Genomic DNA, 17,428 nt, shown 5'->3' on the forward strand with positions numbered 1-17,428 from the left:
GTATCTGTTGTCAGAGGGAGTTCGACTGAGGGTCGAACTGGCCGATGTATTCAATATGGGCAGGATGCTGAATGGCGCGTGGACGCAACGACTGAACATCGCGGATGGCATCGCTGAATGGCATACCGCTCTCGATCAACAGTTGAGCGGCGACCAAACCGGTACGGCCCGAGCCGCCCTTGCAATGAATGGCGATGGTTTTCCCTTCGGTCAGCAGCTGCTTGAGTCGTGGATGGTGCTGCTCCCATGCGGCTTTGAATGCTTCGCCAGGCGCTTGATCATCTTCTACGGGCAGGTGAAACCACTCGATGCCGAGCATCTGGCACTCTTCGGGCAACAGGTCGATCTCGTTCTGAAGCAACTCCTCGGTTGGCATCAGCGTCAGTAACGCCGACGCCCCTGCATCCTTGAGGGTTTGCAGCGCTTCGAAAGTTCGGGTGCCCTTCGTGCCTGGGCACGGGGTGAAGATCAATTGGCCATTGAACTGTGCCAGAGGCAGCACGGAATAAGGGTGTAGTTGCACGGTGAAATCCTCAGATGGAGCGCTGATTGACACGTTTCATGAGTTCTTCCGCCGACTCTTTGCGCTCGGAATAACGATCAACCAGATAGTCCTGACGGTCGCGAAGCAGCAGCGTGAATTTCACCAACTCTTCCATCACATCAACGACGCGGTCGTAGAACGGAGAAGGTTTCATCCGGCCGTTGTCGTCGAATTCCATATAGGCCTTTGGCACGGAGGATTGGTTGGGGATGGTGAACATCCGCATCCAACGCCCCAGCACTCGCAGCTGGTTGACCACGTTGAACGACTGCGAGCCACCGCACACCTGCATGACGGCGAGGGTTTTGCCCTGGGTCGGGCGTACTGCGCCCATCGCCAGTGGCACCCAGTCGATCTGCGCTTTGAACACTGCGCTCATGGCCCCGTGACGTTCTGGAGAGCACCAGACCTGTCCCTCGGACCACAACACCAAGTCACGCAGTTCCTTCACACGTGGGTGAACGTCGGGTGCGTCATCTGGCAGCGGCAAGCCTGACGGATTGAAGATTCGCGCCTCGGCGCCGAAGTGCTCCAGCAGTCGAGCGGCCTCCTCCACCATCAAGCGACTGAAGGAGCGTTCACGGGTCGACCCGTACAGCAGCAAAATGCGCGGCTTGTGGGTGCAGGTCTTTGCGATACCGAGCTTGTCTGTCGATGGGAGATCAATCAGTTCGGTATCGAGTTGGGGCATATGGTCATCAAACATAGTCTTTGTCCTGCGCAACGGCGCTCTTGGATTCATCGAACCAGCGGCGTTTCAGCCAAAGGGCTACACCGACCAGGGAAATCAGTACCGGCACTTCCACCAGGGGGCCGATCACCGTGGCGAAGGCGACCGGGGAAGCCAGACCGAAGGTGGCAATGGCCACGGCAATCGCCAGTTCGAAGTTGTTGCTCGCGGCTGTGAAAGCCAGTGCGGTGGTGCGTGGGTAATCAGCCTTGAGCAATTTGCCCATCCAGAAGCTGATGAAGAACATCACCACGAAGTAGATCGTCAGCGGAATCGCGATGCGCAATACATCCAATGGCAATTGCAGCACCACGTCGCCCTTGAGGCTAAACATGGCCACGATGGTCAACAGCAGTGCCACCAGCGTCAGCGGGCTGATCTTCGGAATGAAGCGCTCTTGGAACCAAGCTTCACCTTTACGGGCGATGAGGATCCTGCGGGTCAGGAAACCCGCCAGAAACGGCACACCCAGGTAGATCAGGACGGACTCGGCAATGCTGACAAAGCTGGTCTCAATCACACTGCCTTCCAACCCGAACAGCGGCGGCAGCAGACCGAGGAAGACCCAGGCATACACACTGAAAAACAGGATCTGGAAGATGCTGTTGAACGCCACCAATCCGGCGACGTACTGATTGTTGCCACCTGCGATCTGATTCCAGACCAGCACCATCGCGATGCAACGCGCCAAGCCGATCAGGATCAGGCCCGTCATGTATTCCGGTTGGTCTCGAAGGAAGATGATCGCCAGTGCGAACATCAACACCGGGCCGATGACCCAGTTCTGGAGCAAAGACAAAACGAGGATGCGCTTGTCCTTGAAGACCTCCGGCAGTTCCTCATAACGAACCTTGGCCAGAGGCGGATACATCATCACGATCAAGCCGATAGCGATGGGGACGTTGGTTGTGCCCACAGAAAGACTGTTGAGCCACTGCGGCCAGCCTTCGAACAGACTCCCCAGGCCGATGCCCAGGACCATGGCGAGAAAAATCCATAGCGTCAGGTAACGGTCCAGGAAGGAAAGGCGGCTTTTACTCATGATCATTGCTCTTGTGATTACAGCGTGCCAATCAGGGCCAGCTCTGCCTTGAGCTGTTCGGCACTCAGTTGGGATAGCGGTAAAGCCAGGAAGGCTTCGATACGGGTTTTGATCTGCTCCAAGGTGGCTTCAAAAGCCGCCTCGATTTCTTCTTGAGTCCCGTGGTATTCCGAAGGATCAGCCAGTCCCCAATGGGCCTTGGTGGCCGTCCCGAAAAATACCGGACAGGCCTGGCCGGCAGCCTTGTCGCACACCGTGATGACGAAATCAGGTGCCAAATTCACATGGACATCGCTGGACTTACTGAACAGCCCAAGCGTCGACATACCAGCGCTTTCCAAAGTCTTGAGACTCAGCGGATGCACTTTGCCTTTGGGTTGACTGCCAGCGCTGCAGGCTTTCATGCCTTGCGGTGCCAAGTGATTGAAGACCGCTTCACAAAGGATGCTGCGACAGCTATTGGCAGTGCAGAGGAACAGGATTTTCATCGAGCGATCTCGTAGTCGAAGGCGGAATCGGCGATTTAGCTTTCACAGCAGGCCAGTGCCCGTTCAGGACGGTCGCCCATTTCATCAAGGCGTTTGGCGTCAGGGCTCAACCAATGCTTGTTGCTTTCGAGCACAGTGGTGAGTACTTGATGGACCCAATCTGGGAGATTTGGGTGCAGTCGGTAATACACCCATTGGCCTTGCCGACGGTCCGACAGCAAACCGCAACTGCGCAACTGCGCCAGATGTCTGGAGACTTTTGGCTGACTCTCGTTCAACGCACAGGTCAGCTCGCAAACACATAGCTCCCCTTCACGGGTGATGAGCATCATCGTGCGGACCCGAGTATCGTCAGCCAGGCATTTGAAAACAGTGGTCGGTGTCAGATGGTCAGCCATATCGTTTCTCAGTGTTTGTTTTTGACCAAGACGAACATCTTGATGCGCTCATGAATTTCGTGAAGGGTGTGACGGAAGGCATCGGGTTTGGTGCTGGTGATCGGGTCCTCAAAACTCCAGGCCAATGCCTCACCGACTCCCGGTAAAGACAGGCATTGCGCTGCGGCTTTATCACACAAGGTGATGACGTAATCGAAACGCTCACCACGAAACTCGTCTATCGACTTGCTGCGTAATCCTTCGCTGCTCACACCGATGTGTGAGAGCGCCTCAAAGGTACGCGGATCTACCTGAGTCGGAGTTGTGCCGGCACTGAATGCCTCGAAATGCTCTGAGTCGGTATGTCTCAGCAACGCTTGAGCCAACTGGGAGCGTGCAGTGTTGGCGGTGCAGACGAACAGGACACGGGATTTGCTGGTCATTGTGAAGCCTCAGCTCATATGCGGCTTAACAAATATATGACTTTCCGTATGCGATGTAAAGATTCAACGACAGATTAACCATCACAGTGATTGGATTCCGCCGGCCACCTTCAATGAAGGCCCTGTATTTCAGCGCTAGGCACGTAAATCGCTTGCCGGGCCTCTTCAAATACCTGCGACATCGTATATATGGTTTTTGTAATGAATCTGCAACTCACGTGCTCCGCCTTCCCGTTGCGTTGGGTCAGGCTTTCATTGCCCGCCACGTGCAGACCTGCCAAAAAACCAAGGTTCGGACGAAACCCGGTCGGGAAAACCAAACTGTCCACGTCAGTGTGCTGCCCATCAGCCCAGTACAGCTGAGTTGGCAGCACCTATGACCACAACTCGTTGATCACTGAAGCCGTCGACATTTCGGTAATCAGCACTGTGTAAACGTTGCCCGCGAAAACTCCCCAGTCCCTGAATGAATGCAGGGATGAACGGCTGATTGAGTCCGCCAGTGCAAACGATCAATGCTTTTGAGCGGACAATACCGGCCTCTAGCGGATGACTATATGTGCAGATCTATGCACACGTCAGTTGTCCGAATGAACGTCAACACCAGATATCAAGTGCGCCTGATCAATGCATAAAAAAAGGGAGGACATCCAGTGTCCTCCCCTCCTCTGTCCATGCTCCTTGCGACAATATCGATCAGGACCTCAAGTAGCCAGAATGAAGTCTGTGGCAGTGACGGTTGTTGCGTCGGCCACACCTACCAGGCGGATGGTGTCAGCTCCTCCGAAGCTGACCATGGTATCCGCACCGACATCGGCGATAGTGACGCTGCCGGCAAAGGTTGCAGCAGTGATGTTGAAAGCGGAAATATCGAGCCGATCCTGGCCTCCCGCCGGGTTGGCATCGAAGCTGGTGATCTGATCGGTCCCGAAGCCCGCTGCAAACAGGAAGACATCGTTGCCAATGCTGGCAACCATCGTGTCGTTGCCGGCACCGCCTGTGACCGTGTCGTTGCCGGTACCGCCATCGATAAAGTCATTACCGATGCCACCCAACAATGTGTCGTTACCGATACCCCCGAGCAACGTGTCGTTGCCATCGCCACCCTGCAGCAGATCGTTGCCGGTACCGCCATCGAGGCTGTCATTACCCAGCCCGCCCAGCAGCGAATCGTTGCCTGTGTCACCATTCATTACGTCGTCCCCGTCACCGCCGTCGAGGCTGTCATCGCCAGTGCCACCGTTCAGGGTATCCGTGCCAATGCCACCCAACAGTTGGTCGTTACCGAGGTCGCCATTGAGCGTGTCGTTACCGCCGTTGCCGATGAGGATGTCATCGCCGCTCTCACCACTGAGGGTGTCATTACCTGCTCCTGCGGTGATGACGTTGTTCAACACGTTGCCGTTGCCAACGAAGTTGCCAACTCCGGTATAGGTCAGATTCTCGACATTGGCACCCAGCGTGGAGCTGGCCAGCGCCGTCTGTACGGTATCCGTACCGCCACCCGCCACCTCGACCACCACGTCGGCGGCTGCATCGACGACGTAGGTATCGTTACCGGCGCCCCCTACCAACCGGTCAGCACCCGCGCCGCCATTGAGGACGTCGTTACCGGCACCGCCGGTGAGGGTGTTGGCCAGCGCATTACCGGTACCGGTGAAGTTACCGGCACCGGTATAGGTCAGGTTCTCGACGTTGGCACCGAGCAGGTAGCTGGCCAGGCTGGTTTGCACCAGATCGGTACCGCCACCCAGCGCCTCGATGACCGTGTCACCGACGTTGTCGACCACAAAGGTGTCGTTGCCGGCACCGCCATTCATGACATCCGCGCCGAGCCCACCGTTGAGGACATCGTTGCCGTCGCCGCCATTGAGGACGTCGCTACCGACCCCGCCGGTGAGGGTGTTGGCCAGGGTATTGCCGGTACCGGTGAAGTTACCGGCGCCAATATAGGTCAGGTTCTCGACGTTGGCACCCAGGGTGTAGCTGGCCAGCGCCGTCTGCACGGTATCCGTACCGCCACCCGCCCCCTCGACCACCACGTCCGCGACTACATCGACGACGTAGGTGTCGTTGCCGGCTCCCCCCACCAACTGGTCAGCACCCGCACCGCCATTGAGGACGTCGTTACCACCCCCGCCGGTGATGGTGTTGGCCAGGGCATTACCGGTGCCAGTGAAGTTACCGGCACCGGTGTAGGTCAGGTTCTCCACGTTGGCAGCGAGCAGGTAGTTGGCCAGACTGGTTTGCACCAGGTCGGTACCGCCACCCACCGCCTCGATCACGGTGTCACCGACGTTGTCGACCACAAAGGTGTCGTTGCCAGCACCGCCATTCATGGCATCCGCGCCGAGCCCGCCGTTGAGGGTGTCGTTGCCGGCACCGCCACTGAGGACGTCGCTGCCGACCCCGCCGGTGATGGTGTTGTCCAGCGCATTACCGGTACCGGTGAAGTTACCGGCACCGATATAGGTCAGGTTCTCGACATCAGCACCCAGGGTGTAGCTGGCCAGCGACGTCTGCACGGTATCCGTACCGCCACCCGCCCCCTCGACCACCACGTCCGCGACTACATCGACGACGTAGGTGTCGTTGCCGGCTCCCCCCACCAACTGGTCAGCCCCCGCGCCGCCATTGAGGACGTCGTTACCGCCCCCGCCGGTGATGGTGTTGGCCAGGGCATTACCGGTGCCGGTGAAGTTACCGGCACCGGTATAGGTCAGGTTCTCCACGTTGGCAGCGAGCAGGTAGTTGGCCAGACTGGTTTGCACCAGATCGGTACCACCACCCACCGCTTCGGTGACGGTGTCACCGACGTTGTCGACCACAAAGGTGTCGTTGCCGGCACCGCCATTCATGGCATCCGCGCCGAGCCCGCCGTTGAGGATGTCGTTACCGACCCCGCCGGTAATGATGTTGTTTAGGGCATTACCGGTACCGGTGAAGTTACCGGCACCGGTATAGGTCAGGTTCTCGACATCAGCACCCAGGGTGTAGCTGGCCAGCGACGTCTGCACGGTATCCGTACCGCCACCCGCCACCTCGACCACCACGTCCGCGACTGCATCGACGACGTAGGTGTCGTTGCCAGCTCCCCCCACCAACTGGTCAGCACCCGCACCGCCATTGAGGACGTCGTTACCACCCCCGCCGGTGATGGTGTTGGCCAGCGCATTACCGGTACCGGTAAAGTTGCCGGCACCGGTATAGGTCAGGTTCTCGACGTTGGCACCGAGCACGTAGCTGGCCAGAGTGGTTTGCACCAGATCGGTACCGCCACCCACCGCCTCGGTCACGGTGTCACCGACGTTGTCGACCACAAAGGTGTCGTTGCCGGCACCGCCATTCATGGCATCCGCGCCGAGCCCGCCGTTGAGGATGTCGTTGCCGTCCCCGCCATTGAGGACGTCGCTGCCGACCCCGCCGGTGAGGGTGTTGGCCAGCGCATTACCGGTACCGGTGAAGTTACCGGCACCGGTATAGGTCAGGTTCTCCACGTTGGCACCGAGCACGTAGCTGGTCAGAGTGGTTTGCACCAGATCGGTACCGCCACCCACCGCCTCGGTGACGGTGTCACCGACGTTGTCGACCACAAAGGTGTCGTTGCCGGCACCGCCATTCATGACATCCGCGCCGGTTCCTCCGTTGAGGGTGTCGTTGCCGTCCTCGCCATTGAGGACGTCGTTGTCGGCTCCGCCGTTGAGAATGTCATTGCCAGTGCCGCCCAACAACAGGTCAGCACCCGCCAGGCCATTGAGCGTATCGTTCCCGCCCAGGCCATTGAGCACATCGTCACCCGTGCCGCCCGTGAGGGTGTTCGCCCCAGCGTCCCCCGTAAGTATCACGCCAGGCGGCACCAGCGCCGTCGCCGCAGAGGTCACCGACTCCAGCGTGCCGAAGCCATCGGTGTAGCGCACGATCACCCGCAGTTGCAGATTGCCCTGCGCGCCACCAGGGGTGAAAGTCGCAGCGGTCGCGCCGTTGATGTTGGTGAAGGAAGCGCCGGTACCTTGCTGCCATTGGTAGCTGAAGGTGCCCAGCCCATCCACATCGGCAATCCCGGCCGTCAGCGCGGTCAGCACCTGCCCTTGTTCCGGTGTCGTATCGCTGATCAGCAACGCGCCTGTCGGTGCATCGTTGACGTTGGCCACCGGGTCCGAAGGGTCGGACGCAACGCTTTCGGCCACACCGAAGCCATCCACGTAACTGACCACCACGCGCACCTGATCGCCGACCTGATCCTGAGTCAGCGTAAACGTGCTACCTGTAGCGCCGGCGATGTTGACGAAGCTGACCCCGTTGGTCGCCTGCCACTGATAGGTGAACTGCGGATTGCTCAGACCATCAGCATCGATGATGCTCGACGGGTCAGCGGTCAACACCTGGTTCTGCGCCAAAATCCCCATAACGGTCGGCCCTACTGTCGGTGCGCTGTTCCCCGCCGAGTCGACGATCTCCAGCGTGCCCTTGGCATCCTGATACACCGCCCGGACGCGGATGTTCAGGCCCGCCACATCGTCCGCCACCCGGTAGGTGGTGCCGGTCGCCCGCGAAGCTTCGCCGGCGTCGACAACGGTGATGTCTTCATAGATGCCCGTGCCAGGAATGTTTTCCACCTGCCAGTAGTAAGCCACCGCACCGGTTACCGCGCCGGTCAGATTGCCCCCGCTTACGTTGTCCGCGTCGTGTACCGCCCGATCGCTGACGCGCAGCAACTGGCCGGCCACAGGCGTATCGTCACGCAGACCGGTAGCATTATCGAGGATCGCCAGATGACCCGATGGGCCCTCGTTCAAGGCGGTGCCAACGCCGGACGACTGCGCCAGGTCAGAGAACTGCAGACGCTCGATGCCTGTCAGGCGATCGACACCATCACGCCCCGCCACCAGGTCGGTCACGATGACAGTATTGCCCTCGACAGAGACGAAGTACTCCGACGAATTACCGGAGTACACCGCGGTGTCGAAGCTGTCATTGCCGGTCAGAATCTCCCGCTTGATGATCAACTGACCCGGGTTGTACGTACCGTTGAGCATGAACGGAACCAGCGGCTCCATGCTGTCGAACGTGGCGATTTCCGGGCCGGTGCCATCAATGTTTGCCCGTACGCTGATGCGTACGTTCAGCCACTTGTCACCATCGATGATGTCGTCGCCACCGCGACCTTCAATCAGGTCGCTGCCGCTGCCACCGAGGATGATGTTGCCGCCGTCGAAGAACGTCGCTCCGGCCGGCAGCACATCCGCCAGGCCGTCGATCAGGTTGATGTTGGTCAGCACACTGCCGGTTGCACCCGCGCCAGGTAGCGATGCGGCATCTTCGTTGTCACCGCGCAGGAAGTCACCGTGCGCTGAACCCGACAGACCTTCCATGATGTCGAAACGCACCAGCGCCGAGGCCCCCGAGCCCGGTACCAGCGGTACATCGAAAAAGCGGTCGCTCATATCGATGCTCACGCCCTGGGCGAGATCCTTGAAGGTCGCCCAGTCATAGCCGGAGCCGCCGATATAGCGATCACCGAGGCCGAGACTGCCGACCATGATGTCGTCGCCGCCTTCACCGTTGAACTTGTCGTTCTCGCCACCGCCAATGTACACATCGTTGCCGATGATCGGGTCGTTGCCCAGCGGGTCGAAGTTATCGCCAGGTGCACCGTCGGACGTGCCCTTCTCGATCCAGTCGTCGCCTTCGTTACCCATGTCCTGTTCGTTGGCCTTGCTGCCCAGGATGAAGTCGTTGCCCTGGCCACCAATGGCTTCGGAGGCGTCCTCACCGGTCACGATGAAGTCATTGCCGAACCCGCCGATGATCAGGTTGACGCCGTTACCACCGTGCAGCACGTCGTTGCCGTCGCCACCCTGGATGTTATCGTCGCCGCCCATATCGCTGATGATGTCGTCACCGGCACCACCGCGCAGTTGGTCGTTGCCGTCACCGCCTTCGATGCGGTCGTTGCCGCCGTCACCCCAGACGGTGTCATCGCCTTCACTCGCGATGAGGATGTCTGCACTGTTGGTACCGCCCAGCACGATGTGCTCATCACCCGAGTACCGGATGTAGTTGCTGTCCGGCCCCGCCGTCAGCGGGTTGTCGCGGAACACGACCTGATGGCCGTTTTCGTCGAGCGGATCGGCATTGCCCAGGCCATCGTTGTACTGCTTGGACTTGTCCACTTCCAGATAGAAGCCCGGGTCCGAGAACACCAGGCCCGGCAGGTGCGTGGCCGAGGTGTTGGCCATGATCAGCTTGGCGAACGAGTTGCTTTCCAGCTCGGCATTCATCGACAGGCCAGAGGTACGCTCCAGATAGTAGAAGCGATCGCCGTCCTGCAGTTTCTCCATTTGATTCTCGAACACGAAGTTGAAGGTCGAACCGAGCATGCCACCAAACGGCGTTATCTGTTCGGCCAGGCCGCCGATCCATAGATCGATGGCGTCGACCCCGGTGATCGTCACACCCTTCAAGTCATCGGCAGTCCCGAGGACCCCATCCTTGCCCGCCCGCGTTACGTTGGCCCAGGTGCCGGTGCCGTTGAGGAAGTCCAGGCGATCAGATGGCTCGTTAACATTCCCATCGCCAAATACCAGCAACATCGCCGCGGCGCGCTTGGCTTCTAAAGTGGTTGCTGAGGTAATCGTGCCATGGGTGCCATAGGCCGCGATGAAGTTGATCAACGACTCCGGATGCTTGAGGTGCTGCACCAGGTCGACCCAGCTGCTGTACGGCTTGAGTTGGGTATCTCCGGTCTGGCTGTAGATGTCACGGCGAATCGCATTGAGCGAGGGAATGCCCACGTCGCGGCCACGGGCGATGTTGATCGCCGGCAGGTCGAGCGGCAGGCCCAGCAGGTTGTTGCGCAGCGCCTCGGTGACGAACTCGTCGATTTCGTTACCGGCTTGCCGAGTCACCCCACGCACGATCGCACTGGTCGCATCTTCTGGCGTCACGCCACTGGCGGCATAGGCCAACGGGTTGAGGAACGCCGCGATCAAGCCCAGTTGTTGATCGGGGTTAGTGCTGTTCGGATCGCCAATCACGTCGAAATTGACGTCGTAGCGATCGACGGTCTCGGTCAGCATCGAGTGGCCAAACCGGTACACGGTGTGGGCGAACTCGGCGACGATCGAGGCATCGAGGTCGACGTCATAGACCTGGGTCGGTGCGAAGAACAGGTCAACGCGGGGCTGGATGGTCCGCGCGAACTCCTCGAACACCAGGTGCTGGTACTGCATCTCGGTGCCGAACTTGGCCGCCTGGAACAGGCGCTCGCCGTTCCACACCAACGCATCGATCTCAGCCTGGTTCGCTGGCAAGGCAGCCACCGGCGTGAGCAGCCACTCGTTGAGGAAGGCTACGTCCCCTGAATCGAGCACGGTGTCCTTGGTCTGCGCGACCAGCCGGTTGTGCTCGGCGTGGAAGATCGCATGCACCGCGGTCAGGCCGATGTTCTCGTTGACCCGGCCGTCGCCGGCGATGTAGTGAGCGTCGAGCAGTTCGTTGTCGTAGGTCAGGTTGTTGCCGCGATCGCCAACGAGCTGCGCATTGCCGACATCGGCGTCACCATCCGCCTGCAGAACCCCGCCGGCGACCACCGGCACAGCGTTGTGGGCGATGTCGTTGAGGAAGGCATGGCCGGTGCGTACCGCGTTCGCGAGGCTGACCGGGTTGGCCGGATTGCCTTCGACAAGGGTCGTGACGTCGTCGGCGTTGCCGGCAATGCCGTCCAGCCCGTTGTTGAGCCGTATGACAACCTGCGGGAAGCCGTTCGGCCCCTTGATGAAGTTGCCATAGGCGTCCGTGGCCAGCAGCGGACCGCTGTCGATATCGGCGTCGGTGAGATTGATGCCCAGAACGTCACGCGCCTGCGCCTTGACCACCTTCCAGGTCGCCATGCCACCGATTTCAGTGTCGTCTGTGGTACCGAACTTGCCGTCCAGCCCCAGGTCACGGTTAGTGATCAGGTTGCCGGTCGCTTTAGGGCCGTCATCCGTCATCACGTATCCGCGCAGGAACACCTGGTGCGAGGGGTGCGAGCTGTACGTCTGGTTCTGGTCCACGAACGGCGTGGTGGTGTTGGTGTGCTCATGGATGTCGTCGGCCGTGCCGAGCACGCCATCCGCCCCTGGCTGGTTGGTCGCGCGGGTCAGTACCATGAAGTTGGTGTGGCCGCCTGGCACATACAGCGGATCGTCCGGTTGCAGCGGGATATAGATGGTGCCTGAACCGCCCTTGGTCACCAGGTCCAGGCCATGGTCGAAGAACTGCCCGAAGAAGGTCATCCAGGCGTTGAACGGCGCGGACAATCCCGCATCCGCCGCGGTGTTCTCGAACAGGTACACATCGTGGTCGTCGCTCGTACCGAACTGACCATCCATCCCAGGGCTGGCGACTATCCGTACGCCATCCTTGAGCACGTCGTCGTTACCGCTACCCACTACGCCGAAGTCGAGATGACCGTTCGCACCCGGGTCGTAAGCCGTGGCATAGGCCGCCGGGTTGTTCGACGTCTGGTCGACGATCAGGTTACTGATGGTGCGCGGCTGCGAGTCAAACACAGCGCCGCTGTTCTGTGCATACGACGTACCCGGAATGGCCGGCGAACCGGGGCCGAAGAAGCCGGCAGGCGCACCTTGCGCCGGATTAAAGACCGGATCGGACACGCGCGGGAAGGTGTTGTCGGCGGCACCATACTGGGTGTGGTTGTTGCCGTTGAGGTTCAGCAGGTTGTTGTTCGACCCGTCGACCGAACGCAGGCCCAATGGCGCACGGATGTTCGGGATCAGCGAGAGGATGTCCTGACCGGCCGCGTCAGCCTCGGCAATCCTGATCTGGTCAAGGATGAAGTTGAGGTCGGAGCGGACCATGTGAAGGCCCTCGCCACCCGCCGTGGCATCGGCCACGGGTGTTGGTGCCGTCGGCACGACCGGAGCGCCGGCAGCCACCACGGCAGTCGGCTGTGAGAACACCATTTCAGTCGTGCCATGACCATCCTGGTAGATCGCCTTGACCCGCAACGACAACCCGGCGAGGTCAGGAGAGACCTTGAACGAGGTGCCGTCGGCACTCTGGAACGCCAGGTCGCCAGCGGGCAAGAGGATGATGTCCTCGAAAACGCCGCTGCCTGGATCCGACTCGAATTGCCAGTAGTAGGACACCGAGGAGTTGTTGAGACTGCCCCCGATGTTATTGGCGTCGCTCACCCCGGCCACGCTGACGGTCAGCATGTCGCCCACCGTAATCGCGCCGCCGTTGCCATCGGCGATGGTCGGTCTGCCAACCGGTTGTGCATTGAGCCCCGAAAGCAGCACTTGCTGGCCATCGGCGAACTGCAGGCGTTCGATATGCAGCAGGGTATCGGTGCCGTCGCGACCCGCTTCGGTATCCGCCACCGTCCAGACATCGTCCGCCACGTTGAGCGTGCCACGGTCGTCGCGCGTCACCACATAATCGGCCTGGTTCCCGGAGAAGATCGCGGTATCGAAGGCCGCCCCGCCAGTAGAGGTACCGGGCAGGATTTCTCGCACGGCCTTGAGTTGACCCGGGTTATAGGTGCGGTCCAGCATGAACGGAATCATATCGACCATGCTGTCGAAGCTGGCGATCTCGGGACCGGTATGGTTGACATCACCCGGGGCATAAACGGCAATCCTGACGTTGAGCCATTTGTCGCCGTCGATCAGGTCATCGCCACCGCGGCCCTCGATCAAGTCACTGCCATTGCCACCAAGGATGATGTTGCCCGTGGCAAAGCCGGTGGTCGGCAGCCCGGCATCGGCAAGGAACTGCGCCAATCCGCGGATCAACGCCACATTGGTCAGCGCACTGCCCGTGGTACCGCCGTGGTTGATGATAGTGTCTGCATCAACATTATCGCCCTTGAGCACATCGGCGAATTTCGAACCGGACAAGCCTTCGACCTCGGCAAAACGGTCGAGAATCGAGGCCGGCGAGGCGCCGACCGGATTGAACACCCCGTTGTTCTGGTTTGGCGCATTGCCGTGTGGCTGTGCCAGCTCGGCCATGGTCAGGTCGACGGTCACGCCGACTCTGTCATTTTTGTGGGTCACCCAGTCGAAACCGGACATGCCGTCCATATTGTCCTGGGCATCGCTGCCGACAAAGATGTCATCGCCACCCTCGCCGATCATTTCGTCGAAGCCACCACCGCCGATAAAGATATCGTTGCCGATCACATCGTCATTGAGCAACGGCGAGGCGTTATCGCCAGGCGCGCCGTCCTGAGTGCCTTTTTCGATCCAGTCATCGCCTTCGTTGCCGGTAGCTGGCAGGTTGGTCTTGGCGCCGAGGATGAAATCATCACCCTGACCGCCGAAGGTGGTGCTGACGTCCTCGGTGGTGATGATGAAGTCCTGGCCATCGCCCCCCAGGATCAGGTTGCCGCCAGCCAGCATGCTACCGGCGATGATCACGTCGTTACCGGCATTACCTTCCAGACGGTTGTCGCCGAACGAGTCGGTGATGATGTCATCACCCGCGCCGCCCAGTACCGCATCGTTGCCGGCACCGCCTTCGAGGCGGTCGTTGCCGCCGTCGCCGTAAAGGGTGTCGTCACCGTCACCGGAAATGATGATGTCATTGCCGGCGGTGCCGCCCAGGACCACGTGGTCTTCACCGTTGTACCGCAGATAATTGCTGTCTGTGCCGGGGGTGTCGGGGTTGTTGCGGACCACCAGCTTGACGATTTCCACGCCGTCGATCATGAGGCCGCCGGTTGGATCGGCTTTGCCGTCCACACCAAGGTTGGTGAACTGATTGGCCTGATTCACTTCGAGGGTGAACGTCGGCGTCAGGAACACCGTGTTCGACAGGTGGGTGACATCGCTGTTGAGCATGATCAGCTTGGCGAAGGAGTTGTTCTCAAGCTCGGTGCCGAAGTTCAGGCCTGCGACGCGCGACAGGTAGTAGAAGCGGTCGCCGTTCTGCAACGCCTCCATTTGGGTTTCAAACACGAAATTGAACGTCGAGCCGAGCATCCCGCCAAACGGCATTTTCTGCTCGGCGAGGCCACCGACCCAGAAGTCGATGTCGTCCACGCCGGTGGTGGTGACGCCATTGACCATGGCGTAATTGCCTGAACTGTTAAGGAATGCCACGCGATCGGCCAGATTGGCGGTAAAGGTACGCTCATTGGCAGTACCTGCGTTGATCACCGCGCTGCCGCCGAACACCAGGGCCGCAGCGACCGCACGCATCTCGACCAGCGTATCCACATCGGCCGCGATCAATGCGCTGTGGGTGCCGAAAGCGGCGATGAAGTTGACCAGGGATTCAGGGTGCTTGAGGTGGTCCGCAAAGTCAGACCAACTGATGTACGGCGTGAGTTGGCTGTCGCCAGTGGCTGCGTACATCTCACGGCGCGCTTCATTCAACGTGGGGATGCCGGTGTCGCGACCGCGCGCCAGGTTCAGGGCCGGCAAATCGAGCGGCAGACCCAGCAGGTTGTTGCGCAACGCTTCGGTGACGAATTCGTCGATCTCATTGCCGACCTGGCGGGTCGCACCGCGAATGATCGCCCCTGCCGCTTCGTCCGAGGTCGCTCCGCTGCCGGCGAACGCCAGCGGGTTGAGGAAGGCCGCGATCAGCCCCATTTGCGAGTCCGGGTTGTTCGGGTCAGTAAGGAGCGGATTGAACTCGGGGTCGAAGCGATCGACGGTTTCGGTCAGCATCGAGTGACCGAAGCGGTACACCACGTGGGCGAACTCGGCAAGGATGGCCGGGTTGATCGAGGTGTCATAACCGTTGGGGGCAAGGAATTCGTCGACCTGCGGTTGAATGGTCCGCGCGAACTCCTCGAACACCAGGTGCTGGTACTGCATCTCGGTACCGAACTTGGCGGCCTGGAACAGGCGTTCGCCGTCCCACACCAACGCCGCGATCCCGGCGGGTGTAGTCGGTATCGCGGTCACGTCGACCACCAGCCACTCATTGAGGAAGGCCAGGTCGCCAGCGGCAAGGAGGGTGTCCTTGGTTTGCTGGACGAGGCGGTTGTGCTCGGCGTGGAACACATGGTGCACAGCGGTCAGGCCAATGTTCTCGTTCACCCGGCCGTCGCCGGCAATGTAGTGGGCATCGAGCAGTTCGTTGTCATAGGTCAGGTTGTTGCCGGCATTGCCAACGAGCTGCGCGTTGCCGACATCGGTGTCGCCATCCGCCTGCAGAACCCCGCCGACGACGACCGGCGCAGCATTGTGGGCGATGTCGTCGAGGAAGCCATGCCCAGTGCTCACGGCGTTGGCCAGGCTGATCGGAGTATCCCGGTTGCCTTCGACCAGTTGCGTGACGTCATCCGCCGTACCGGCAGTACCGTCAGCACCGTTGCTGACGCGCATCACCACCTGCGGCATGCCGCTCGGCCCTCGGATGAAGTTGCCATACGCATCGGTTGCCAGCAGCGGCACGCTGTGCACATCGGCGTCGGTCAGGTTGATGCCGAGGATGTCACGGGCCTGGGCCTTGACCACCGCCCAGGTCGCCATGCCGCCATTTTCGCCATTGCCATCATCGGAGGTGCCGAACTTGCCATCGGCGCCGAGATCGCGGTTGGTAATCAAGCGCCCCGTGGCAATCGGGTCGCCCGCCGCGTTGAGGGCGTACTCGCGCAGGAACACCTGATGCGAGGGGTGCGAGCTGTAGGTTTGGCTCTGGTCCACGAACGGCGAGGTGGTGTTGGTCTGGCCATCATCGGCAGTGCCGACTATTCCGTCCGCGCCGGCGGCACGCACTGCACGTGACAGCACCATGAAGTTGGTCGGGCTGCCCGGTACGAACAACGGATCGTCCGGCTGCAGCGGTACAAACACGATGTCGGTACTGCTCTTGGTGAGCAGGTCCAGGCCGTGGTCGAAAAACTGGCCGAAGAAGGTCATCCACGAGTTGAAGCTGGCAGTCAGGCCGACGTCCGGCGACTGGTTGGGGATGAAGAACACTTCCTTGTCGTCTTCCGTGCCAAACACGCCATCCAGCCCGGGACTGATCACCGGGGTGGCCCCGCCGTTCGCCGCAACCGCGGCCGGGTTATTGGCGGTCTGGTCCACGATCAGGTTGCTGATGATGCGTGGCTGCGGGTCGACCACATTCCCTGACGCGGCATAGGCCGCTCGATACTGGGCATCAAGCAGGCGCAGGAAGGAATTGTCCGCGGCGCCAAACTCGGTTTGCCCGGCGACCAGGTTGTTGTAGCTGCCATCGACGGTTCGCAGACCGAATGGCACCTGACTGTTAGGGAGCAAATCAATGAGGCTGGTGCCATTGGCATGCGCTTCTGCGATGAAGATTTGCTTGAGTATGAATTCCAGGTCCGACTTGTTGAAATTGGCCATTTTTTATCGTCCTCGTTCTCTCTGGGGGAAAGGCACGGGACGAGAAAATCCTCCCACGCCCAGTCAGGTGCTGGCTTGCGTAGTTCATTGGTTCAGTTGTATGGCGAGCGCAGGCGTGGGTTAGGCAAAGCCGTCCCCCGGCGCCCGGAAATGCGCGCCTGGAATTCGCGAAATGAATTGTTCGCTGAGCGATTAGGCAGAGCGATCCCTAGCCGGAGGTGGGCCATGGCATCTGGAAGTCGAAGCGAACTTCCTGAACAGCTCCGTGCAAGAGAACGAAATGATCGACATGTTTGCTCCTTCAGGACAATCACCGCGCCTTGCATTGCCAAAGTGTTGGCTGGCGTCCCGCGGGCGATCTCCCAACATGACTAAAGTTCCATAGCAAAAAACTGTCAATATTATGCCGCAAAAACAGACGACCGGCATTTGACCTGCCAACTAGCTGTTATTAAACGATATAT

At 60.2% G+C, this 17,428-nt stretch carries 8 protein-coding genes; all 8 read right to left on the minus strand.

Translation table 11 applies throughout. The features are described from left to right. Positions 1-10: 10 nt before the first annotated feature. Complete coding sequence (locus ACA054_RS15740; RefSeq protein ID WP_497690200.1) at positions 11-523, minus strand: cyclin-dependent kinase inhibitor 3 family protein; 513 nt, start codon at positions 521-523, stop codon at positions 11-13. A gap of 10 nt (positions 524-533) precedes the next feature. Then, positions 534-1,250: an arsenical resistance protein ArsH gene (gene arsH, locus ACA054_RS15745; RefSeq protein WP_497690201.1), complete on the minus strand. Its 717-nt coding sequence runs from the start codon at positions 1,248-1,250 to the stop codon at positions 534-536. Beyond that, entirely contained in the window at positions 1,243-2,316 is a 1,074-nt protein-coding gene (gene arsB, locus ACA054_RS15750) for an ACR3 family arsenite efflux transporter (protein WP_497690202.1), read from the minus strand. The genes arsH and arsB overlap by 8 nt, the downstream gene beginning before the upstream one ends. A gap of 17 nt (positions 2,317-2,333) precedes the next feature. Beyond that, entirely contained in the window at positions 2,334-2,804 is a 471-nt protein-coding gene (locus tag ACA054_RS15755; RefSeq protein ID WP_497690203.1) for an arsenate reductase ArsC, read from the minus strand. A 35-nt stretch (positions 2,805-2,839) separates the two neighbouring features. Beyond that, positions 2,840-3,202 (minus strand): metalloregulator ArsR/SmtB family transcription factor, encoded by a 363-nt coding sequence (locus tag ACA054_RS15760; RefSeq protein WP_030131004.1) that lies wholly within the window; start codon positions 3,200-3,202, stop codon positions 2,840-2,842. A gap of 8 nt (positions 3,203-3,210) precedes the next feature. Beyond that, positions 3,211-3,624 (minus strand): arsenate reductase ArsC, encoded by a 414-nt coding sequence (locus ACA054_RS15765; protein WP_497690204.1) that lies wholly within the window; start codon positions 3,622-3,624, stop codon positions 3,211-3,213. A gap of 345 nt (positions 3,625-3,969) precedes the next feature. After that, a complete protein-coding gene (locus ACA054_RS15770; RefSeq protein WP_497690205.1) occupies positions 3,970-4,140 on the minus strand; it encodes a hypothetical protein in 171 nt (56 codons plus the stop codon). Positions 4,141-4,328: 188 nt separating this feature from the next. Then, complete coding sequence (locus ACA054_RS15775) at positions 4,329-16,964, minus strand: peroxidase family protein (RefSeq protein WP_497690206.1); 12,636 nt, start codon at positions 16,962-16,964, stop codon at positions 4,329-4,331. Positions 16,965-17,428: the final 464 nt, after the last annotated feature.

Source organism: Pseudomonas sp. LBUM1653 (genome assembly GCF_059716115.1).

What these genes read in the sequence shown, in the direction of transcription:
- arsH (WP_497690201.1), bottom strand. Translation starts at nt 1,250, where the DNA reads ATGTTTGATGACCATATGCCCCAACTCGATACCGAACTGATTGATCTC.
- arsB (WP_497690202.1), bottom strand. Translation starts at nt 2,316, where the DNA reads ATGAGTAAAAGCCGCCTTTCCTTCCTGGACCGTTACCTGACGCTATGG.
- ACA054_RS15755 (WP_497690203.1), bottom strand. Translation starts at nt 2,804, where the DNA reads ATGAAAATCCTGTTCCTCTGCACTGCCAATAGCTGTCGCAGCATCCTT.
- ACA054_RS15760 (WP_030131004.1), bottom strand. Translation starts at nt 3,202, where the DNA reads ATGGCTGACCATCTGACACCGACCACTGTTTTCAAATGCCTGGCTGAC.
- ACA054_RS15765 (WP_497690204.1), bottom strand. Translation starts at nt 3,624, where the DNA reads ATGACCAGCAAATCCCGTGTCCTGTTCGTCTGCACCGCCAACACTGCA.
- ACA054_RS15775 (WP_497690206.1), bottom strand. Translation starts at nt 16,964, where the DNA reads ATGGCCAATTTCAACAAGTCGGACCTGGAATTCATACTCAAGCAAATC.